We start from the raw sequence: 22,479 nt of genomic DNA on the forward strand, positions 1-22,479 counted from the left end.
TTTAATACAACTTCTATTTACATTTTTTAATTCCTTTGACTATACTCTTACATCAAGAAACCTTCACCTTCGTATCTCCCTCTTTAGGCAATTGAATTTTCATAAAAACATAAATGAGTACAACTGACAAAACAGCAACTAATTGTATCCATATACTTGGAAAGAACATCGAAATTCCCGAAGCAAACAATATGGTTCGTGCGACAGGATTTAATACTCCCACTCCTAATAGATAACCCTCTAGAGCCGTAGCAAGTACAAATACACCTATTAGCACCGATATTATAGCAATAACAGTTTCAGTCGGTTCGCCACGTCCAAGTAATATTTCGGGTTTATAAACCATATAAAAGGGAACTATAAACTTAACCATTCCCAGTTGGACAGCTTGAAAGCCTGTCCTCATCGGATTGGCTTCAGCAATACTCGCGGTCGCAAAAGCAGCTAACGCAACAGGCGGTGTAATATAAGAAACGGTTGCCCAGTACACTACAAATAAATGAGCCGCGACCGGATCAACACCAACTGCAATAAGTGCCGGAGCCATGATAACCGCTAAAAACACATACACTGCCGATACAGTCATTCCCATTCCTAGAATAAAGCATGTAAGAGCTCCGCCAATTAAGATCAACAACATATTGTCCCCTGCGGCCGCCACCAACTCTCTTGAAAATGAAAATGAAACTCCAGTTGCAGACAACGCTCCTACAATAAAGCCTACACCCGCAATAATACAAACAATTTCAGCTAATGTTTTTCCAATAGACTCAAACATTTCAAATATCTCTTTCTTTCCCCATCTATTCTCTTTTTTTAGGATTGCTATTAGAACCAAAACAGCACTAGCATAATAAGGTGCTTGAGATTCTGAATTTAGAACACCTAAAAATACAATCAATAGAACGAGGGCAAAGAGATAATACCATCCACTTTTTATTGTCTTCCAAAAAGAAGGTATTTCTGACTCCGGCATCCCTTTTAAGTTGTTTTTTGCTGCATATCCATCGATTTGAATATAGAGCCCTACATAATATAAAACTGCGGGCATGACAGCCGCTAAAGCAATCTGATAATAAGGCATCCCCAAAAAAGAAGCCATTATAAATGCCGCTGATCCCATAATCGGTGGTGTGATGGTTCCACCAGTCGATGCAACCGCTTCGACAGCAGCTGCATAATGTGGCTTGTATCCCGTCTTTTTCATAGCTGGAATTGTCATCGAACCGATTGTTACCGCATTCGAAACTGCACTACCACTTAACATTCCAAAGAATGCACTACCCACAACCGCAACTTTGGCAGTTCCTCCACGAGTTCTTCCGAACAATGATTGTGCGATGTTAAAGAAAAATTCTCCACCGCCGGTACGAGTAATAACAATTCCAAAAACTAAAAACCCAAGTAGTAAATTCCCTACTGATGAAAATGCAATTCCTAATACACTATTGGCACTCATAATATGATTTCTTGCTGTTTCAAGAAAATCATAAGATTGACCTTGTAAAATTGAAATAGGTACACCTGAAGCAATAAGAGGGTAAAGTGAAAACGCTAAACAAACAAGCGCAATTGCTGTGCCCCCCGTTCTTCGTAGCGCTTCGAGAACAAGTAACCAAAAAACAATACTCAAAACGGTAGGTAAAAGTGGCGCAATCCAATCCCATCCTTCTAAGACGATCCGCTCTCCATTTATTCCGAAATAACCGGCAATCCCAGCAGTAATTACAAATAAAAGGATGTCATACCATGGAAGTCTTTCTGCATCCTTTTTCTTAGCTGGAAAAATCAAATAGGCAATTGACATAAAACAGGCCAACAAGAAATAAAGAAAAGTGTTTTCAATTAAAGCAATACCGAAAATATTCAAATAAAATAACATATTAATGGAAAGTATGATCCCAATTATTGTAAAGATTACAAGTACAACCCGCCAAAAGTTGTTTAATCTGCTCATCGCCAAATTCATCCACTCCAATCCTGAATATTGTCATGTAGTTTACATGTTAATCCGATTATTTGTATCCGTTATAAGAGATTTTGAATTGATTGCGTCTATTAAGCAGAAACAAGTAGATCAAACTTATAGATGTAAAAATCATAAAGTCATGACACTTCAGTTCAACTACTTCTGTACTGATATACTTAGCTGATCACTGAACTAATTCTGTCTTTCTTTCCAACCAATATTTCTGAAAATCCGTTTTCTTAATTCCTTTCTCAGCAGCTTCCTCTATGACTTTATCCCAAGCTTCTGTCAGTTTTTGATGTCTTTCTATTAGAACGTCATTCTTGGCCTGTTTTTCATCATCCCAAAGACCAATTTCATCAAGGAACTTTATTGTACCCTCATGGAATGGGATACCACGTGGTTCAGTTAAAACTTTATCCCGACTGTATTCAACTAAATTTATTGAAGAATCTTTGTATTGATCAAAGTTTTCATCCATGGACTTTAATAATTCATAGATGACTTCAGGTTCTTGATCTTCGTAACTAGCAATTAAGTAACCATGACCCTGTAGGGTTATTTCACCTTCTACTCCCGGGACATCAGTCACACTTCTTGGGAAGAACCACGACGCAACTTCTTGTACACGCTCCCATCCTTCCGCATCATTCTTATCCATTTCAAGCCATACAATACCGACTTTACTATCAGCTTCGTACATAGCGGAAGCAGTTGGATTAATGGAGGCCACATCTATCTTCCCTTGAACTAATGCATCCGATTGGCCTGCATAGGAAGTCAACTCAATTATCTTAACGTCATCCAATGTTAGCCCTGCAAATGCTAAAGTGGCTTCAGTTTTAATATTTACCGAGGGGTTTCCAACAATCCAAGGGACTTTTTTCCCTTTTATATCACTTATCGTTTCAATACCGGAATCTTTTCGAACCGCAAATCCGGTTGCGCTAGTTGGTGCCCAAACTGCCCGTACATTCTGAGGTCCCCAACTTTGGTCACTAAACTCTTCAACTGCTTCAAAAGCAAATTGAACTTCATCCCCAACCTTCCCAATTGCTGCCGTTCCGTCCCTCAAAGGAATCATCCTTCCAACACCAGTTGCAGAAGGTAACATTCTAACTTTAGTGCCGGTTACACCTGTAAGCATATTTGCGATAGCTGACATTTCTGCATAGCCGCCCGACCCTACATCATACACACTCCAAGTCATTTGATCTGGCAATGCTCCTGATGAATTATTTGATGATTTATTATTGTCAGTCGCTTGTTCCGCCTCAGCACCACAGGCCACTAAAAATGCTAGTAAAAAAGTAGTCAATAATAGAAGTGCAGACCTCTTCAATATTTTTTCCCCCTTTACAAAATATATATTGGGATATCCCCCAAATCATAAAATGATTCTCCTACCCTTTTAAAATAACTTTTAAAATTAGTATGTCTATTTTTAGTCGCCACGTCTCGAAAGTGCCTTAATTTCTGCCGAAAACGCAGAAACATGGCAAATCGAACCCTTCGCCGTCCGATTGGTAACGCTTACATCGATCTCCCTCCTGCTACCTCAATCGTTGTTCCAGTAATATAATTTGAATAATCCGAGCACAAAAATACAACTGCATTTGCAATGTCTTCCGGTTTTCCTGGTCTTTGTAACGGTATATCTTTAATTCTAGCCTGTCGAATGTCTTCTGGCATTGCACGTGTCATATCAGAATCAATAAAACCTGGTTGAATTGCGTTCACATTTACTTGATATCTAGCCGACTCTCTCGCAGCAACTTTTGTCATTGCAATAATGCCAGCTTTTGCACCAGCATAATTCACTTGACCCATGTTTCCTACTTTCCCTGAAATAGATGAAATATTCACAATCTTACCCTTTCCCTGCTTCCTCATATGCAAAGCTGCCTCTTGCATACACAAAAACGTCCCTTTCATATGAACTTGGATGACTTGATCGAATTGTTCTTCTGTCATTTTGTGCATCATAGCATCCCTAGTAATTCCTGCGTTATTTACTAGGATGTCCAAATCCCCAAACGTCTCAATTGCCGTATTAACCATCCTATTTACATCATTCTTATTTCCAACGTTTACTTTACAAGCAATTGCTTTCCTTCCCAGCTTTTCAATTTCTTTCACTACATTCTCTGCTGCTTCTATATCTAAATCTGCTACAACAACATCCGCTCCGTGCCTTGCCAGGACTAAAGCGGTCTCTCGACCAATCCCCTGCCCACTTCCAGTTACAATCGCGATTTTATTTGTTAAATCCATTTCGCATAACCTGCCTTTTAAATTATCTTAATACTTTTGTAAAGCTATTATTTCCCCATAAAAACAGGTGTTACTTTATTCCGAAAAGCATTTATTCCCTCTCGGTGATCCTCTGTTTGCTGGAGTATTGTCTGTGCATAACGTTCAGCTTCCAGTACTTCTTCCATATTCATTCGATCCGATCTATCAATAATTGATTTTGTCATGATGTTGGCATAAAAAGGACCGGCGGCAATACTTTTTGCCCTTTCCATTACAACGGAGTAAAGTTCTTCTTTCGGGAAGATGTCATTTACAATACGATATTCTTTCGCTTCTTCAGCTGAAATGATTGATGCGTGTAAGATCCACTCTTTCGCTTTATGCGGCCCTACAAGTCTAGGTAGAAAATAACTCAAGCCACAATCCGGCATGAGACCGATTTTATTAAAGGCCAGCCCAAACTTCGCTTCCGGTGAAGTATAGACCATATCTGCAGCTATAGCCAAACTAAATCCCGCACCGAAAGCATATCCATCAACCATAGAAATCACGATCTTTTCCATATTCCGAATTCTTTTGATTACTTCAATCATTTTTTTCATATGATCGAAAGTTTCAAGTGCTGTCCGATTCCCCATGCCATTAATACTGCTTCCAGAACAAAAATTAGCCCCTTCTCCTTTTAATACAATTACCCTAACTTCCGGCGACTTTTCGCAGTCCGAAAGAACTTTTAATAATTCCTCTCGCATTTCAAGCGTAATAGCATTCAATTGCTGAGGATTATTTAGTGTTAATACAGCCACTTGATCGCTTATTTCTAACTTTAAACTTGATTTCATAATTTCCACCTCTTTATCATTTAATTGAACTCATTAAGCCACTATTTTTTTCACTTCAAATTGCGCCTTCGCTTTTACTTCATCCCCACTTTGTGCAAGCGCCTCACATACCCATCGGTCCTCAGTTTCATCGATGACAACGCCCGTGACAGAAATTCTTTCCTCCGGTCGTGTGATCGTTTGAAACCGAACCGAAAATTTAGCTAATGACTGAAGGGGAATCCACGTCCCGATCGCCTGACCAACAAAGCCCATAATGAGCATCCCGTGAGCAATGACTCCACCTAGCCCAACTTGTTTCGCAAAAGGGACGACGGTATGAATTGGATTAAAATCTCCCGAAGCACCTGCATATTTAACAAGTTGCGAATGTGTCACCTCCTCCTTTTCAAACGTTTGAAATTGATAACCGATATGCATAAGTCAATCTCCTCTCAATGTCTTTCGATAATTGATGTATAGCCAACCATTGTTAGTTCCCCATATTGATTTTTGTATTCTCTTTTCACCTTATAAATGTCCATTGCTTTTTTTGATTGAACATCCACTATTGCGGTCGTCACCGTAATTTCATCACCAACACGAATATTTTTGATATATTCATAGGTCTGTTCTCCATAAAGGACCTTTTTCAGATTCAATCCTAGCAATTGCCCATAAGAAACTTGTCCACCCCATAAATCAATCACAGTAGCGATTGTTGGTGGCATATGTTCACCTGTCTCATAAGATGGATGATTGTCTCCGATTGCAGCGGCTAGTTCCTTAACTTTTCCCTTTTCGATAGTAAATGCAAATGGGGCAAAAGTTTCGCCAATCCTGCTCGTTTTCAACTCAATCATAATGACCCTCCTCACTTTTCATATACAAAATATTTTTAGTTACATCCGAAATCTTATAATTCATATTTTTACACAAGTAAAAACTAATGTCAATAACTATTCAGACTATTTATTATATTCGTACCATTTGTAGTATAAATATGAGCTATTAATTTACACGTGACATACTAAAAAAACGCTTTATACCAACGATACTTCACTCTATTATTTATTTTTATATGTTAACAATCAAAATAATTAGTAACCGTATTATGCCTACAAATTCTTGATATAAATTTTTCATATATAAAATTTATACTCAAATCATGAGAAGTTAATATCTTTCAATCCACAAACTTTTTTATATATATAATATTACGAGGTTGGTCAATTGAATCAGTTATACACAAATTGACAGGTATTGGCATGACAATGAAGAGATTTCAGGTCCAAGCTTAACATTGTATTAGGTGAATTAGATGTTGATGTAGTCCCGCTTCATCCAGCTGTTGCACTGAAAGGTATTCCAATGAATTCCCTCTTCAAGCGTGAATCTGCACTCACCTTGTTTATTTAAAAAAGCTTTCTATATATAAAGAACACTGGCATCCAATTCTTCCATTAGATCCGCCACATTGTCGATCGACTCTAGTTGCAATACTTGTTGCGCGAACTTGTCTCTTTTTTCCTGCGGTAGTATCGTTGCTAGATTGGTAAACTTACGTTGCAGTTCTTCCGATGTGACTGGATTTTCCGGATCACCTTTTGGATAGTCCGTCTGTTTTTCAATCACCGTACCATCTTTCAAAATCACATTGACTTTGGATCCCCATTTGACAGGATATTCTTTATCCACTTGCGAGTCTAACTTCGCATCCACTTTTTCAACGAGGCCTCGAATTGTTGGTTCCCATAAATCCTCATCGTTAAAATCATCCAAATTGGCGTTTCCTTTCGCAAGGCCTAGTGCCGTACAATATTGAATACTGAATTTAGATTCATATTGCGTTTGAGGATTATTGTTATCCGTAATGTCCATTGTCGCCCGGTATGAACCAACTTCCACTTTAGCGATGTCTTGAATTTTGAAATCATTTTCCTTTACAATGTCGATGGCCAAGTCGATAGCAGCATGAGTATGCCGGCATGATGCATGCACTTTAAACGAGTTCTCCAGAATTTTAAATTCCTTCCCTAGATTCAATGTTATTTTCCCCGCATCATATTCATCGCTCATTGCTTTAAAAAAACCTCTGTTTCCTTCTAAAATCTTCTCAGCTCCTGTAAAGCCTTTTTCCGCTAACAAGCTAGCTAACAAGCCTTCCATAGCCGCTTTTCCCGGATGGAGCTGCTTGGTCATCGCTCCATCTTCAATGAACTCCCATAACCCCGCAGCTTGGGTGCCCGCATTTCCTAGAGCATTAATAAACGCAGTCTCATCCAATTGCAGTAATTTAGCCGTAGCAACTGCAGAACCGAACGTTCCGCATGTTGCCGTATTATGCCAGTAATAATAATGGGAAGGAGATACGGCTTCACCGATTCGATAGCACACTTCGTACCCTAAAATGACAGCCAGTATCAGTTCCTTCCCGCTTAACTTTTTCCACTCTGCTACTGCCAACGCTGCCGGTATGACAACAGTTGCCGCATGAATGATGGAGGACTTATGAATATCATCCAATTCGACAATATGACTGGATGCCCCGTTTACGAGAGCTGCGTTTAAAACGGATGTTTTCCCTCCAGTTACAAGTGTTGCCTGGGGATTGCCGCCCATTTCCTTCATCGTTTCGCTAATCATTTGGATCGGTGGTTTATTGACACCAGCTAACGCAGAACCGAAATAATCCAAAATGCACAGCTTGGCAAAGGAAACAACTTCATCAGGTAAATCCTCATATGTTAGTGCCGAATAATGGCTCGCAAGTATTTTACTTAGATTCAACCTCTATTCCCCCTCATCGAATTTATTGCTGAATGGTCTCCAAGTCAAAACCCAATTCTTTTAAAATAGACTCCGTATGCTCTCCTACCGCTGGTATCGGTTTCATGACTGTAGCAATACCTTCAAAAGTAACAGGTGGAATGAGCGCTTGTAATGGTCCTACAGGTGAATGCACTTCTCTCCAACGATTTCTAGCTTGTAATTGCGGATGATTAGCCAATTCCTGGACCGTATTTAAACGTGCGTTAGCAATTTTTGCTTCTTCAAGCCGATTGATCACTTGATCTGCATTGAAATCTTGGAAACGCTCTTCAATAATAGATTTCAATGCAGCATTATTTTCCACTCGTTTCGAGTTACTAGCAAATCGTGGATCTACAGCTAGTTGTGGATCACTTAATACTTTTTCACAAAACTGAGCCCATTCCCTCTCATTTTGTATGCCCATAAATACAAACTTTTCGTCCCGTGCTTTGAATGGACCGTATGGATAAATTGTCGCATGACTGGCGCCAGTCCGTTTTGGTTCAATACTGCCATAAGTCGAATAATAGAGTGGGTACCCCATCCACTCTGCGAGTGCCTCCAGCATGGACACTTCCATAATAGTCCCTTTTCCTGTCTGCTGCCTTGCTAGAAGAGCAGTTAAAATCCCGGTGTATGCATACATGCCCGCAGCAATATCTGCAATAGATATACCTGTTTTAGACGGGTGTTCTTCCGTCCCAGTAATGGAAACAAGGCCAGCTTCGCACTGGATCAGTAAATCATACGCTTTTTTATCAGTATAAGGACCAAAAGAGCCATAACCGGATATACTACAAATGATCAATTGAGGATATTTTTTCTTTAATTCTTCTGCTTCGAATCCAAGACGATCGATCGCACCGGGCGCCAAGTTTTGGATAAAGACATCCGCTTCTGAAAGGAGTCGGTCCAATACAACTTTCGATTCCTCCTTCTTCAAATCAAGCGCTACGGATTCCTTCGAGCGATTTAACCATACAAAATGGCTCGCCATCCCCTTGACGGTCGTATCGTAATTACGTGCAAAGTCTCCCGTAATAGGTCTTTCCACTTTAATGACCCGTGCTCCCAAATCCGCTAATTGTCTTGTTGCGAATGGAGCGGCTACCGCTTGTTCCAATGAAACAACTGTCAAACCTTCTAATGGTAACATGAACATTCACCCCCGCATCTATTTCAAAACCCCTTTTGTATTAAGTTGTGGGTTGTAAACGACTGGAAAGAGACTTGGCAAAAGGAACAATTTCATTCACTTTCTCTAATTGCAAACCTGTCTCTACACCCATTTCAGATAGCATGATCGCTACTTCTTCCGTAGCTAAATTCCCGGTTGCCCCCGGCGAAAATGGACAGCCCCCCAGCCCACCAACGGAACTATCAAACTTGTCAATTCCTGCTTGCATAGCAGCTAACGTATTCGCCAACGCCATCTTCCGTGTATCATGGAAGTGACCAACAAAAACCGCGTCAGGATATAGGTCCTTCAATCTTGCGAACCGGTCATAGACAATTTTCGGATTCGCGTATCCGTTTGTATCACCGATGTCGATTTCATCAGCCCCTAGTTCAACAAACCGTTGGCAAACATAGTTAAGTTCTTCAAAAGAGACCTTCCCTTGATAAGGACAAGCGAAAGACATGGAGACGTAAGCTCTCGTACAGATGCCATGCTCTTTCGCCAATGTAAACATTTTTTCCGTCTCGATGAGCGATTCATCTATCGTCTTATTGATATTTTTTTGATTGAACGTTGAACTTGCTCCAATGAAGACAGCAATTTGTGGAACATGCGCCTGAATAGCCTGTTCGAGTGCTTTAAGATTCGGCGTTAAAGCGATGTATGTTAAACCCAGTTCATTACAATAACGACTAATTTCATCTGCATCTGCCATTTGCGGCACCCACTTCGGACTGACAAAAGCGGCTGTTTCCATCCGGGAAAATCCTGCGTCCGCGAGCTTGCGGATCAGTTCCTTTTTGGATTCGGTCGAAATGGGCACTGGCTCATTTTGCAATCCATCCCGTGGTCCCACTTCAATTAATTCAATTTTCTTCGGAATATTCATCATGCACCTCCGGATTTCCCTCACTTTTTTAGATTCCCAATTTTAGTAGGATCTTGGCATGCCTAAAATATGCTGGGCTACATAAGACAAGATTAAGTTCGTCGAAATCGGTGCAACTTGATACAATCTCGTTTCTCTAAATTTCCGTTCCACATCATATTCTTCCGCAAATCCAAAACCTCCATGTGTTTGAAGGCACGCATTTGCTGCTTCCCAAGAAGCGTCAGCCGCCAGTAGTTTGGCCATATTGGCTTGTTTCCCGCATGCTTTTCCTTCATCATATAGTCTCGCAGCTTCGAAACGCATTAAGTCAGCCGCTTCCAAATTGATGTATGATTTGGCGATTGGGAATTGGATGCCTTGGTTTTGCCCGATTGGTCTGTTAAAGACAACTCGATCTTTGGCGTATTGTGTCGCACGATCCACAAACCAATAGCCATCTCCTATACATTCAGCGGCAATCAGAATACGTTCTACATTCATCCCATCTAAAATATATGAAAAACCTTTTCCTTCTTCTCCGATCAAGTTTTCAACTGGTACTTCTAAATCTTCAATGAATAGTTCAGTCGTCGCATGGTTCATCATCGTCCGGATCGGTTGAATCGTGATGCCATTTCCAACAGCTTCTTTCAAGTCAACTAATAATACCGATAAACCTTCCGTACGTTTTTTCACTTGATCGACTGGCGTTGACCGGACAAGTAAAAGCATTAAATCCGAATATTCAGCCCGAGAGATAAATACTTTTTGACCGTTTACAATATATTTATCCCCTTTACGTACAGCAACTGTTTTCAATTGCGTCGTATCTGAGCCTGTGTTCGGTTCCGTGACACCAAATGCTTGTAATCTCAAGGATCCATCGGCGATTTTCGTTAAGTATTTCTTCTTTTGCTCTTCAGATCCATGACGTAATAAAGTGCCCATTGTATACATTTGTGCATGGCACGCGCCCGCATTTGCGCCAGAACGATTAATTTCTTCCATAATAATTGATGCATCTGTAACAGATAGCCCTGACCCGCCGTATTCTTCAGGAATGAGCGCAGCCAAGAAGCCGGCTTCCGATAAGGCTTTTACAAATTCTTCTGGGTAAGCGTTCGTTTCGTCTAACTTTCTCCAATACTCATCCGGATAATCTTTACAAATCGTTCTTACACTTTGGCGCAGCTCTTCCTGGAATTCTGGTGTACTTACGTGAAGTTCAGTCGTTTTCATATGCAAATCTCCCTCTGTTTTTCGTTTTATGTGTGAATCATTTCCCCGCTTGCTTCAATCCATTACTTTCATAAACTTTTATTTGCCCACAAATTCGGGTTCACGTTTTTCTACAAATGCCCGGACACCTTCCAAGCGATCTTCGGTATTGACACAATGATTATAAAAGACGAGTTCTTCGATCCTCGCTTGCGCATCGTCCATACCAAATAAGGAGTCAACAGCTTTCTTGCAATTTTGCACAGCAATCGGGGCATTTTTCGCTAACTGTTCAGCAAGTGCAAGTGCCTCTTCCACTAAATGATCGGACGTTGTCAAACGATTCAATAAGCCTACTTTATCCGCCTCTGTTGCCGAAACCATTCGGCCGGTACATACCCATTCTTTCGCGATATGGACACCGACTCTTTTTGTCAACAGTCGTGTTCCGCCGCCACCTGGCATAATGCCGCGCGTTGCTTCTGGCAAACCAAATGTAGCGGTGTCGGCTGCAACGATAAAATCACAATTCAAAATGATTTCGAATCCTCCCGCCAGTGCAAAACCATCCACAGCTGCAATGACGGGTTGCGGGAGATCCGCGATGGCATAGAACATTTTCTCAAAAAGATGATGTTGCGCTTTCCATTCTTCTTCTGTCATTCCATTACGCTCTTTTAAATCGGCACCTGAACAAAATGCCTTGGAATTGCTTGAAGTTAACACGACTACCCTTGCATCTGACTTCGCAAGCGATTGGAGTGTTTCTAAGATGTCTCTCGCCATTTGTGTATTAAAGGCATTACGTGCTTCAGGACGATTGAGTTCGATAACCGCGATTTTTGCGTTTGCTTCAGTTCTACTAATCGTTAAATAGGACATTTCGCTTCACTTCCTCGTATTTTTTAGTGAATGTTCTGAAATAACTTAATAGGAACATTGACGTTCTACTAAATACAGTGTAAAACTGTACTAGACGTTTCCAACATCCAAGGAGGTACAAAATTGGACATTACACAATTGCATTATTTTATCGTTGCTGCAGAGCAAGAACATATGACTAGAGCCTCAGAAATTTTAGCTTTATCTCAATCTGCTCTAAGTCGCTCAATTACATCTTTAGAAAACGAATTAGGCGTCCCATTATTTGACCGGAAAAACAGAAAGATTTACTTAAATAGATATGGAAAGATATTTCTGGAAGATGCAAAAAGAATTGTCCATCAAGTCGAAGTTTCAAAAGCGAACCTTTCTCACCTTGTTCATCCCGATATTGGAAATATATCACTTTCCTTTGTCCATAGCCTTGGACTCAACTATATCCCGTCCTTACTCAAGGCATTTCAACTTTCCAATCCGGGTCATTCAATCACCTTAAATGAAAACAAAGCACCACTGATTGTGAAAGATTTATTGACCAATGAAACGGATTTAGGATTTGCTACACAATATCAATCATTTTCCGATTTAGAATATACGCCAATCTTCAAAGAAAAAATTGTGTTAATCGCTTCTAGCCAACATCGGTTCTCAGACATGCAACCTATTCAAATGGAAGAGATTGAGGATGAGAGTTTTATACATTACAATGCAGATACAGAATTGAGGAAACTCATCGACTCCACTTTCTCGAAACATCATCTTGATGTGCATGTTGCGTATGATGGATTAGAAATAAACAGTATTCTAGGGCTTGTAACCTCCAACATGGGCATCGCCCTTGTTCCGGAATCTGTCATTCAAAACATTCAAGGTATCAAAATCATTCCCATTTCCGATTTTGATATTGATCGAACGATCTATTTAATTCATAAAAAGGAAGGCTATATTTCAAAAGCAGTTCTTTACTTTAAAGATTTCATTCTTTCCTATTATGAAAAACAGCTTTTACATACTGATTGATCAATTACGCTTCGGCGTAATTGTTCAATCATCCCCCCAAGCAGGCTCTCCCTTTCTTACAAACTCACCTACTACTCAATCGATTTCAACTCCCCTTTGCTATTCTGTTTTTCCTTCCTGCTACCAATTATAGCGATGTTAATTCTAGGAAGACAAAGCAAATAACACATCATTGTCATGCGAAATACGCATAATTTCAGATAATTCAGCATGCTACAATGAGGACGTCCACAATATTTACTAGGAGGTTTTATCATGAATATTTTTGTACTATTGAAAAGAACTTTCGATAAGAAAACAAAATCGTGCTTTCCAATGGCATCATCAAAGAAGCAGGTAAAGTGTTAAGTGGTGAATTGAATGATCAAGTAAGCGATCTTGTCCAATTATTGCGTTATGAAGCGAAAGTAGTTAACTAATTTAATAGCATAAAGTGAAACTTCAATCAGTGGGGGTTTTTCCCATCCCCCACTGATTGTTAGTTGAATCAATCGGGCTTTTACGGGCAGTTAATCTCCCACCTATCCTGATCGTTTCACTTAAGTCTTGAGGTGGGAGTCTTACTGCCCGTTAATGCGGGATAAAATGGAGATCAGGAGGTTTTTAGAATGGCTAAAAAAGCTCTCGTTTTGGGAGAAGTACGTGACGATTTACTTAGAAATCCGTCATTTAAAGCAATTGGGGCTGCAAAGCAGATAGCGGATGGTGGAGGAGAAACAGCATGTTAGCACTTTTGAATTTACTCGCTTTCCTTACCATGACAGGCTATGCACTGTATTTGTTCATCCATCTTGTCTACACACGTTATTTATTTGTAAAACTTGGCAAGAAAGCAGAGTTTGAACCCAACTTGAAAGAGCGGATTAATACTGTGCTCGTCAATGGATTTGGGCAGCGTAAATTATTTAAGGACAAGAAAAGTGGATGGATGCATTTAATCTTGTTTTATGGCTTTTTTATCATTCAAATCGGATTAATCGAATTGATTATCAAGGGATTCATTAGCGGCTATGAATTTCCTTTTGGGAATGCACATAAATATTTTAGTCTCTTGCAAGAGTGGACCACTTTTCTGATGATGTGCGCGGTTGTCTATGCTTTTTACCGTCGCTATATCGAAAAGCTCAATAGGCTGCAATGGAAACGGGATCGAAAGGCAGCTTTTGTCATTATTGCCCTATTTACATTAACTCTATCGATTTTGCTATCGCTCGGCTTTGAACGTGTGATGTTTGGGCACACACCTGATTTTGTATATGCGCCCTTCTCGAGCATGGTTACGGCGGTGTTTTCAGGTATTGGCATGACAGCAGGCACCGTTTTGTTCTATGTATTTTGGTGGGTCCATATGGTGTCTGTCTTCTCGTTCATGGTATTTGTGCCGCAGTCAAAACAAGCGCATGAGTTGTTCGCTTTGGTCAATCTCTTTTTCAAAAAGACGGGAGCTCCCGGAAAGCTGAAGAAAATTGATTTTGAAGATGAAGAAACTGAAGTCTTCGGCGTTGGGAAAATTGAGGATTTCACGCAATCACAGTTAATCGATCTATATGCCTGTGCTGAATGCGGGCGATGCACGAATATGTGTCCTGCCTCCGCAACTGGAAAAACCTTATCCCCGATGAACTTAATCGTCAAAATGAGGGATCATTTAACAGAAAAAGGAGCCGTTGTCACATCGCGCAGTCCGTGGTTGCCTCGTTCCGTTTTCGCTTCCTCAGCAACACCTTCATTAGCAATGGCTGGATTAGCAAGCCAGGAATCAGCGGCCACCATTGAACTGCCTAGTTTAATCGGCGATATCATCACAGAAGAAGAGATTTGGGCTTGTACAACATGCCGTAACTGCGAAGATCAATGTCCAGTAGCCAATGAGCATGTTGACAAAATCATCGATCTTCGTCGTTACCTTGTCTTAACGGAAGGGAAAATGGACGGAGATGCACAGCGGGCGATCCAAAATATTGAACGGCAAGGAAATCCATGGGGACTAAACCGCAAAGAGCGGGAAAGTTGGCGCGAGTTACGCGAAGATGTTCATATTCCGAGTGTGAAAGAGTTGAAGAAGCAAGGAGAGGAATTTGACTATTTGTTCTGGGTCGGTTCGATGGGTTCTTTTGATAATCGGAGCCAAAAAATCGCTTTATCTTTTGCGAAACTACTTAATGAAGCTGGTATAAGCTTTGCGATTCTAGGCAACAAGGAAAAGAACTCGGGCGATACGCCTCGACGTCTCGGCAATGAGTTCCTCTTCCAAGAACTAGCAACACAAAACATAGAAGAATTCGAGAAAAATGGTGTAAAGAAAATCGTCACGATTGATCCGCATGCATACAACATCTTCAAGAATGAGTATCCGGACTTCGGCTTAGAAGCGGAAGTGTTCCATCATACAGAGTTACTTGCGGAACTCGTAAAAGACGGCAAACTCGCGCCAAAAAATGAAGTGAATGAAACAATAACTTTCCATGATTCCTGTTACTTGGGTCGCTACAACGAAGTGTATGATCCACCGAGGGAAATCTTAAAATCCATTCCGGGTGTGAAACTAATTGAAATGGGGCGGAGCCGTGAAAATGCGATGTGCTGCGGTGCTGGAGGCGGCCTCATGTGGATGGAAGAACATACGGGAAGCCGTATCAACGTTACGCGAACCGAGCAAGCGATTGCGACGAAAAGTTCAACCATTTCCAGCGGCTGCCCTTACTGCTTGACGATGCTCGGGGACGGAACGAAAGCGATGGAAGTAGAAGATAATATTAAGACGATGGACGTTGCGGAAATTTTAGAATTGGCGATCAGATAAATCTTGATTTAGAAATGCAGAAACTAGCTTTCAGTTGAAATAAGATAGAGACATCGGTACTAAAATCGCTTAGTTCATTAGCTCAAAGGAGTTCAGAACATGAAAGTAGTTGCACCTTAAAGTTTTACGTATAGCGGAGGTAACAAGGCGGTTCTTTTACTGCATGGCTTTACTGGCAATACGATAGATGTAAGAATGTTAGGAAAGTATTTACAACAACGCGGTTTCACCTGTCATGCGCCATTGTATAAAGGGCATGGAATGGATCCGAACAAACTGATTCAAACGGGACCTGGAGATTGGTGGCAAGATGTCGTAGATGGATACAATCTCTTGAAAGCGGAAGGTTTCGATGAAATTGCGGTTGCGGGCGTTTCGTTAGGTGGATTATTCGCCTTAAAAGTAGGATCAGAACTACCCGTAAAGGGCATTGTTTCGATGTCTGCTCCCCTCCAAGCGAAAACGGAAGAAGAGCTCTATTTGCGCGTACAAAATTATGCAAAGGGCTATAAAAAATTTGAAGGCAAGAACGACGAACAAATTCAAGCCGAAATGACAGAATTTGAACAGCTGCCTATGCCCTTTTTAACGGATCTTCAACAAACTATTGAAGAAATGGGTGGCAAACTCGATCGAATCACCTCCCCTCTCTTGATTTTACAAGGTTATTTAGATGATTCGCTTTATAAAGAAAGCGCGCAAATCATTTACAATCATGTAAATACGGAAGAGAAACAATTGAAATGGTATGAACAATCGGGACATATTATAACGTTAGATAAGGAACGGGAAACCGTATATGAGGATGTCTATACGTTTTTGGATTCTTTGGATTGGTGATAAATATGATGAACTGGTCAAAAACAATTCAGGTAGAATGTAGTAGAAAATAGAATGAGTCATATATTTGCAAGTGTAAAATAGCCCCTCTTTAAAATAGGAGGCCACTGAAAAACTTATAGGTGCATACAAAGTTAATAAAGGAGTCCGTTTGTTCAATTTCGAATAAACGGACTTCTTTTTCGATTTCTCCATTTCCCCACTTTTCTACCGGTGTACATCTAAAGCTGTCTCCATTACATTTATCATTGTTAAAGCTCTCCTATTTTACTTCTAAATTAGCTATTGACTGTCTCAACTTACATCGAAATGAAGTTTTGCCTCTTCAAATATTGACTTCTCTCCTTCCGGCAAATCATCTTCATGATAAATCGCCTCCGCCGGGCAAGATGCCACACAAGCACTACACTCTATACAAGAATCAGGATTGATGAAATACTGATTCTCCCCCTTCCTTAATACAATCCACCGGACAAACCGACACACAATCTGTTGCTTTTTCCGTCATACAGGCTGTCGTAATAACATATGCCATACTACTTCCTCCTTTAAAACCAATTACATAAAATGCATGATCACATTCAAGGCTTTCCTGAAATAAGCGATTATGAAATCGGCTCTTACATATAAAATCAGTTCTTTTTCTCTATCAATCTTGACTTGGCTGCCAAGAAGAAAAACGTCTTTCCAACATTCCTAAGATTCCGGTCAACAAAATACCAGTCAAAGTTATGACTAATACTCCGACAAACATACGATCCGTCATTAGATTTTGACCATCAGTCGTTAATTGAAACCCAATACCTGCTGAAGAAGCAAATAACTCCCCAACGACCACACCTATCAATCCTTGTCCAATGCCTAGTCGAATACCTGTCAAAAGAAAGGGCACCGTTGAGGGTAGGGCTATCGTTTTAAAGATTTGCCATTCACTAGCTGTAAATGTCCGTGCCGCTTTGATTAAATCCTGATCAAGTGTATTCATTGCTTTTTGGGCACTCATTACAATTGGAAAGAATGCCATCAGAAATACAATTACAATCTTGGACATAGGTCCGATTCCAAAAGCAATGATGATGACTGGTAATAATGTTACTTTAGGTGTTACATAGAGACCCGAAATAAAAGGATTAACAATTGCATTGAAAGTCTTGTTCCATCCAGATAGAACTCCCATCGGAATTCCAATCAGCATGGCCAATAGAAATCCAATCCCAAATTCATAACCACTTACCCCGAGGTTGCTCCAGAACTTAGGCTCTTGCACCATGACGACACTTGCTTGTATAATTGCTATAGGAGAACTGATAAATAATGGATCAACCCACTCATATCTAGAAATAACTTCCCAACCAATGAAGAATAAAACAACAGTTGAAACACTAAGCAGAAATGTAGGATTCACTTTTTGTTGTTTTTTTCGTTTACTTTTTATTAGCCCCGGTTGAAGTTGAACAGCTTCATTTTTTTGCATATTATCCCTCCTCTCTTATACTCTGCTGAAATCCTTGCTTGGATGACTCTTTTTCAATGATTCCCCAGATGTGATCCATTAACTTTAAAAACTCGGGGTCACGTTTAGCATGAAGATTCCTTGGGCGTGGAATCTTAACCTCCACAACCTCTACAACTCTTCCCGGTCTTGCGCCAAAAACAAATATACGATCTGCCAGGTAAATAGCCTCATCTATTTGGTGCGTTATAAAAATACTTGTTTTCTTAGTTTCTTCCCAGATTCTCAAAATTTCTTCTTGCATAAATTCTCTTGTTTGTGCATCCAATGCCGATAATGGTTCATCCAATAATAAGAGTGAGGGATCCACCGTCAGTGCACGAGCTAGGTTCACCCGTTGTTGCATTCCTCCTGACAGCTCGTGTGGATAATGATTTTCATAACCTTTTAGACCGACCATCTCAATATATTCTTCTGCAAGCTTTCGTGTTTGATCGGTAATTCGCTTTTGAATTTCTAAACCATACAAAACATTATCGAGCACTGTTCGCCAAGGAAAAAGGCTAGGACTTTGGAAAACAACAGATCGATCCCTACCTGGCCCTATAATTTTTTCATCGTCTAACACAATTGATCCTCTACTCGGTTTAATAAGTCCAGCTACAGTGTTTAAAAATGTACTTTTTCCACATCCACTAGGTCCAACTATACAAATGAATTCCCCTTCTTTTATTTCCAAGTTTATATCGCTAAGCGCTATCATCTCTGCTCCTGTTTTAGTGTTCGTATAAGTGACATCCAAAGATGTCGTACGGAGCTTTAACTTTGTATCGACTTGGGTTTTACTCATCCTTCTCACCTCTTTGAATTATGTTCTATTTTCCGGAAAACACCTTTTCAACATAATCATTGGTCCAAATTACGCCAGGTGCAGTATCATGCTTAGTCTTAACACCCGACATTTCGGAAAATTCAATCAAAGGGTCTTGTGCATTGTCCCAAGCTTCTTGGTTCATCTCTCCATACCCTTGGAAAGTATCAACCATACCGATCAGAGAATCTTCAAGAACCTCTACTTCAATGCCATCAAAGTAAGAAATGATAGATTCCGCTGTTTTTTTAGGTTCTTTCCTTGCGAACTCTATTCCTTTACCAATTGCCCTTACTACTTTTTCCGTTAATTCAGGATTTTCCTCCAAGTATTTCTCCTCTGCAAAAACTACTTCCCAAACCATGTTTGCATACTTAGGTTCTTCACTTGCTTTTAGCAAAAGGCTACCCACTTCTTGATCTTTTGCTTGTAAAGAAAATGGGGCAGAATTAATACCACCGTCTACAATTCCTTCTTTCATTCCCCCTATTTTAGGACCTACACCGGATAATTTAACTGTCTCGACCGATAAAGGATCTTGACCATGTAATTGCATCAGATAACGCATGTAAACATCACCAGAATCCCCCACTAAATTGGTTCCAATTTTCGCACCATTTAAGACTGCAACCCTATCCTCTAATGGTGAACCAGGTAAAACCCCTTTTTCTTCTAAGTATTCATCTGCTACTGCTATTTCAAAAGTTAAAGCAGAATTTAACGATTGAATTGCCAATAGTTTTTTATCTGCTTCTAAGGCTGAGAACATACTACGAGGACCAGATATTGCAAATTGCGCTTCGCCGGACAGTAACGTAGCAATCACTTGTGCCCCTCCACCGCCTGAAGCAATGCTAGCTTCGATTCCTTCCTCTTCAAAGAAACCTTGTTCAATTGCCACGTAAAAAGGAGCTAAGGATAAAATTCGTGACGGTTCTGTAAATGTTATCTTCGTTAGCCCACCTGCTTCTGTATCGTCTTTATTACAACCAGCTAAAAATACGAATAAGCAACTCATCATTAGTGCAACAACTATACTTTTACGCATGTCAATGAATCTCTCCCTTAACTTTAATTTGTAAATTAAATATTTGTAGGAACTTAACTACTATAGGTTTTGGTAGTATATTATTTCTATACAATCGCTTTACTTGAAATGGCAGGTAGCGATGAATATTTTTACATAAACTACCAACACCTACCTAGTTTGATTGCCAAATTCAACAAACACATCAAAAGCCAATTCGGGGGTATAACAACAGCCTAGCACTGATCAAATCATCTGCATTTTTGATTGTCGCTGAATCTCTTTCTTAGCTTCCTGAACTTCTTTGTTTTCCGTTTTAAGCGTAAATAAGTAAGCTATGAACCCTAAAGCGGTGATAGCAATCAACATAATGAGCGACGGACCGAAATCTCCTCCGTTAATGTCGCGCATCCATCCCATCGTATAGCTGGCAAACCCGCCGAATATGTTCGTGAAACCCATGAGCCCTGCTGCACGACCAGCCGTTTCCGGTGTCGAAAATTTTACGATAAACAAGTTACTTAAATGAAAGATTCCTCCCAATGTTCCCATCGCAAGCCCCAAAGCCAAAGCAGAAATGATAGCAACTGAAGTTTGTGTGGAAACCGTTAACAAGATTGCGCAGGAAGCGAACAAAATGGTGGCTATTAAACTAGGACGCTTCGTTTTATCCGCTAAATAACCACAGATCAAAACAAAACTAAGCGCAAACAACCAAGACAGGGAAGTGATCCCAGTCATTGCCTCCACATCAAAATTTCTTGCTTGCATCAAGTATGTCGGTAACCAAATACTAATCCCAAAAAATAAGAAAGAAGTGACAACCATACCGAACCAAACGATCCAGTAACGGGAATCCTGCACGTAACTTCTTTTCTTTTCTTCCTTAACCGGAGCATCGTCTTGCCTTATGTACGCCAATTCTTCTTTGCTGACGCCTGGGTGGCTTTCCGGTTCATTTCTAGTTAAGAAAATAAACATCGGAATCACAAGAAGTAAATTCAACCCAGCCAATATAAAGAACGTCGCATGCCAACTGAGCGTGGCAATGATCAATGAAATGAAAACTGCGCCGATGGCAGGTCCCGCATAGTTACCCGAAATCCAGGAAGACTGTGCGCGGCCCAATTCATTTTTGTTGAACCAAGTAGCGATGAATTTCCCGCAAACTGGAATCATCATCCCTTCCCCGATCCCTAAGACAATCCGCGTCACCATGAACATGCCGTAAGTAGTGGAAAGTCCGCCTAGCATCATCGTCACCGTCCAGATCGAAACCCCGATAATCGCTGTTTTACGAGCCCCAAACTTGTCGATAAAGAATCCCCAAAAAAAGTTGGAGATTGCATAAGCAACCATAAAGATAAAAGTCAGAAAGCCGATCTTCGCGTTCGCATTGGCTCCTGTCATACCAAGATCACTCAAAAATTGTGGGTCTGTCTGGACTATGGAAATCCCTAGCTTATCAATTTGCCCAAAAAACCATAGAAAGAAAATGGGTGTCGCTATATATAACCATCGTTTGTTGTTTTTAGTATTCATTTTCGTCCCTCCCGTATTCCGCTTTGGCAAACTGCTCACTTGAGTCCACTTAGCGTATATGCTGTCTCTTCTTTGTGATTTTACTTTCCTAATTTCATCAGAAACACTCAACTTTCACCAATAGACATATCGATTTCTGACAAACAATAGTAAACGGTCAAGCCCATAACCGAAGAGTGAGATAAAGATGACAACTGCCAACACTTTACTTTGTGACAAAGATGCCGATAAGTAAATCAGAAAATACCCGATGCCGTTGTTTGAACTGATCATTTCAGTCAACACAGCAATGACTACTCCAATCGGAAGAGCAATTCGGAATCCTGTAAAGATTGACGGCATTGTCCCTGGCAAAAACACTTTCCAAAATAGTTTGCGGTCGGTCGCCCCCATATTCTGACCCGACCAAACATACAATTGATTGACACTCTTCGCACCGTAGTATGTACTCACTACTATAGGGAAAATGCACTCAAGAAAAATGGTGAATATTTTAGAGCCCGAACCCAATCCAAACAAAAGTACAAATATTGGATAAAGAGCCACTCTCGGGATAGGATATCCAGCAGTAAATACTGGTTGCATCAAATCATCAATAAATTGTGATCGACTCATATGAATCCCGATTGGAATTCCAATGATAGCTGCAAGGAAGAATCCTGCCAAGATCCGATAAAGTGTAACGCCCATATTTGTCCATAAGTCGCTTGTGGCAAGTAACTCTACAAATACCAATGAGATCTCTCCAAGACCTGGGAATAACTGTTTCGGAAAAAGTTCCGCCAACACGAGCACTTGCCACAATAGAGCTATTAGTATTAACGCTAAATATTTTACAATAAAATTCTTTATCGCTTTCATATGCTTCCTCCCTCTATGTCCTGAAGTCAGCAGCATTGCAAAATATAACGG

The 22,479-nt window shown here is 40.4% G+C and carries 19 protein-coding genes and 3 pseudogenes; 5 read left to right on the forward strand and 17 right to left on the reverse strand.

Annotation, left to right across the window (positions count from 1 at the left end; all coding sequences use genetic code 11):
• Window positions 1-52: 52 nt before the first annotated feature.
• The 11 genes from ACFPRA_RS02395 to ACFPRA_RS02445 form a co-directional block, all read right to left on the reverse strand.
• Entirely contained in the window at window positions 53-1,957 is a 1,905-nt protein-coding gene (locus tag ACFPRA_RS02395; RefSeq protein WP_381430193.1) for a TRAP transporter permease, read from the reverse strand.
• Between the two features lie 196 nt (window positions 1,958-2,153).
• Window positions 2,154-3,311 (reverse strand): TAXI family TRAP transporter solute-binding subunit, encoded by a 1,158-nt coding sequence (locus ACFPRA_RS02400; RefSeq protein ID WP_381430195.1) that lies wholly within the window; start codon window positions 3,309-3,311, stop codon window positions 2,154-2,156.
• A gap of 191 nt (window positions 3,312-3,502) precedes the next feature.
• The gene (gene fabG / locus ACFPRA_RS02405; RefSeq protein WP_381430198.1) at window positions 3,503-4,243 is read right to left on the reverse strand and encodes a 3-oxoacyl-ACP reductase FabG; all 741 of its coding nucleotides are present in this window, start codon (window positions 4,241-4,243) and stop codon (window positions 3,503-3,505) included.
• Window positions 4,244-4,290: 47 nt separating this feature from the next.
• Window positions 4,291-5,067 carry an enoyl-CoA hydratase/isomerase family protein gene (locus tag ACFPRA_RS02410; protein ID WP_381430566.1) on the reverse strand — a complete coding sequence of 259 codons (777 nt, stop codon included), beginning with the start codon at window positions 5,065-5,067 and terminating at the stop codon, window positions 4,291-4,293.
• A gap of 33 nt (window positions 5,068-5,100) precedes the next feature.
• Complete coding sequence (locus ACFPRA_RS02415; protein WP_381430201.1) at window positions 5,101-5,487, reverse strand: MaoC/PaaZ C-terminal domain-containing protein; 387 nt, start codon at window positions 5,485-5,487, stop codon at window positions 5,101-5,103.
• A gap of 14 nt (window positions 5,488-5,501) precedes the next feature.
• Window positions 5,502-5,909 (reverse strand): FAS1-like dehydratase domain-containing protein, encoded by a 408-nt coding sequence (locus ACFPRA_RS02420; RefSeq protein ID WP_381430204.1) that lies wholly within the window; start codon window positions 5,907-5,909, stop codon window positions 5,502-5,504.
• A gap of 565 nt (window positions 5,910-6,474) precedes the next feature.
• Window positions 6,475-7,836: an MmgE/PrpD family protein gene (locus tag ACFPRA_RS02425; RefSeq protein WP_381430207.1), complete on the reverse strand. Its 1,362-nt coding sequence runs from the start codon at window positions 7,834-7,836 to the stop codon at window positions 6,475-6,477.
• Window positions 7,837-7,858: 22 nt separating this feature from the next.
• The gene (locus ACFPRA_RS02430; protein WP_381430209.1) at window positions 7,859-9,016 is read right to left on the reverse strand and encodes a CaiB/BaiF CoA transferase family protein; all 1,158 of its coding nucleotides are present in this window, start codon (window positions 9,014-9,016) and stop codon (window positions 7,859-7,861) included.
• A 40-nt stretch (window positions 9,017-9,056) separates the two neighbouring features.
• Window positions 9,057-9,929 (reverse strand): hydroxymethylglutaryl-CoA lyase, encoded by an 873-nt coding sequence (locus ACFPRA_RS02435; RefSeq protein ID WP_381430212.1) that lies wholly within the window; start codon window positions 9,927-9,929, stop codon window positions 9,057-9,059.
• Window positions 9,930-9,971: 42 nt separating this feature from the next.
• Window positions 9,972-11,150, reverse strand: a complete 1,179-nt coding sequence (locus ACFPRA_RS02440; protein WP_381430215.1) for an acyl-CoA dehydrogenase family protein — start codon at window positions 11,148-11,150, stop codon at window positions 9,972-9,974.
• A 78-nt stretch (window positions 11,151-11,228) separates the two neighbouring features.
• Window positions 11,229-12,011 (reverse strand): enoyl-CoA hydratase/isomerase family protein, encoded by a 783-nt coding sequence (locus tag ACFPRA_RS02445; protein ID WP_381430217.1) that lies wholly within the window; start codon window positions 12,009-12,011, stop codon window positions 11,229-11,231.
• A gap of 123 nt (window positions 12,012-12,134) precedes the next feature.
• Between ACFPRA_RS02445 and ACFPRA_RS02450 the strand changes: the two genes are divergently transcribed.
• The 5 genes and pseudogenes from ACFPRA_RS02450 (at window position 12,135) to ACFPRA_RS02470 (ending at window position 16,674) form a co-directional block, all read left to right on the forward strand.
• Window positions 12,135-13,031 (forward strand): LysR family transcriptional regulator, encoded by an 897-nt coding sequence (locus tag ACFPRA_RS02450; RefSeq protein WP_381430219.1) that lies wholly within the window; start codon window positions 12,135-12,137, stop codon window positions 13,029-13,031.
• Window positions 13,032-13,357: 326 nt separating this feature from the next.
• Window positions 13,358-13,450 (forward strand): annotated as a pseudogene (locus ACFPRA_RS02455) (electron transfer flavoprotein subunit beta); the annotation flags it as partial.
• A 189-nt stretch (window positions 13,451-13,639) separates the two neighbouring features.
• A pseudogene (locus tag ACFPRA_RS02460) lies at window positions 13,640-13,741 on the forward strand (electron transfer flavoprotein subunit alpha/FixB family protein); the annotation flags it as partial.
• 11 nt (window positions 13,742-13,752) lie between these two features.
• Window positions 13,753-15,834 (forward strand): (Fe-S)-binding protein, encoded by a 2,082-nt coding sequence (locus ACFPRA_RS02465; protein ID WP_381430221.1) that lies wholly within the window; start codon window positions 13,753-13,755, stop codon window positions 15,832-15,834.
• A gap of 99 nt (window positions 15,835-15,933) precedes the next feature.
• Window positions 15,934-16,674: pseudogene (locus ACFPRA_RS02470) on the forward strand (alpha/beta hydrolase).
• A 294-nt stretch (window positions 16,675-16,968) separates the two neighbouring features.
• On the opposite strand, the gene ACFPRA_RS02475 reads toward ACFPRA_RS02470, so the two are convergent.
• The 6 genes from ACFPRA_RS02475 to ACFPRA_RS02500 form a co-directional block, all read right to left on the reverse strand.
• The gene (locus ACFPRA_RS02475; RefSeq protein ID WP_381430569.1) at window positions 16,969-17,139 is read right to left on the reverse strand and encodes a 4Fe-4S binding protein; all 171 of its coding nucleotides are present in this window, start codon (window positions 17,137-17,139) and stop codon (window positions 16,969-16,971) included.
• A gap of 184 nt (window positions 17,140-17,323) precedes the next feature.
• Entirely contained in the window at window positions 17,324-18,148 is an 825-nt protein-coding gene (locus ACFPRA_RS02480; RefSeq protein WP_381430225.1) for an ABC transporter permease, read from the reverse strand.
• 1 nt (window position 18,149) lies between these two features.
• A complete protein-coding gene (locus ACFPRA_RS02485) occupies window positions 18,150-18,977 on the reverse strand; it encodes an ABC transporter ATP-binding protein (protein WP_381430228.1) in 828 nt (275 codons plus the stop codon).
• 25 nt (window positions 18,978-19,002) lie between these two features.
• Entirely contained in the window at window positions 19,003-20,046 is a 1,044-nt protein-coding gene (locus tag ACFPRA_RS02490; RefSeq protein ID WP_381430231.1) for an ABC transporter substrate-binding protein, read from the reverse strand.
• 225 nt (window positions 20,047-20,271) lie between these two features.
• Complete coding sequence (locus ACFPRA_RS02495) at window positions 20,272-21,567, reverse strand: MFS transporter (protein ID WP_381430234.1); 1,296 nt, start codon at window positions 21,565-21,567, stop codon at window positions 20,272-20,274.
• A 114-nt stretch (window positions 21,568-21,681) separates the two neighbouring features.
• On the reverse strand, window positions 21,682-22,428 hold the full coding sequence (locus ACFPRA_RS02500) for an ABC transporter permease (protein WP_381430236.1): 747 nt from the start codon (window positions 22,426-22,428) through the stop codon (window positions 21,682-21,684).
• Window positions 22,429-22,479: the final 51 nt, after the last annotated feature.

Source organism: Sporosarcina soli, assembly GCF_042655805.1.
GTDB lineage: Bacteria > Bacillota > Bacilli > Bacillales_A > Planococcaceae > Sporosarcina > Sporosarcina soli.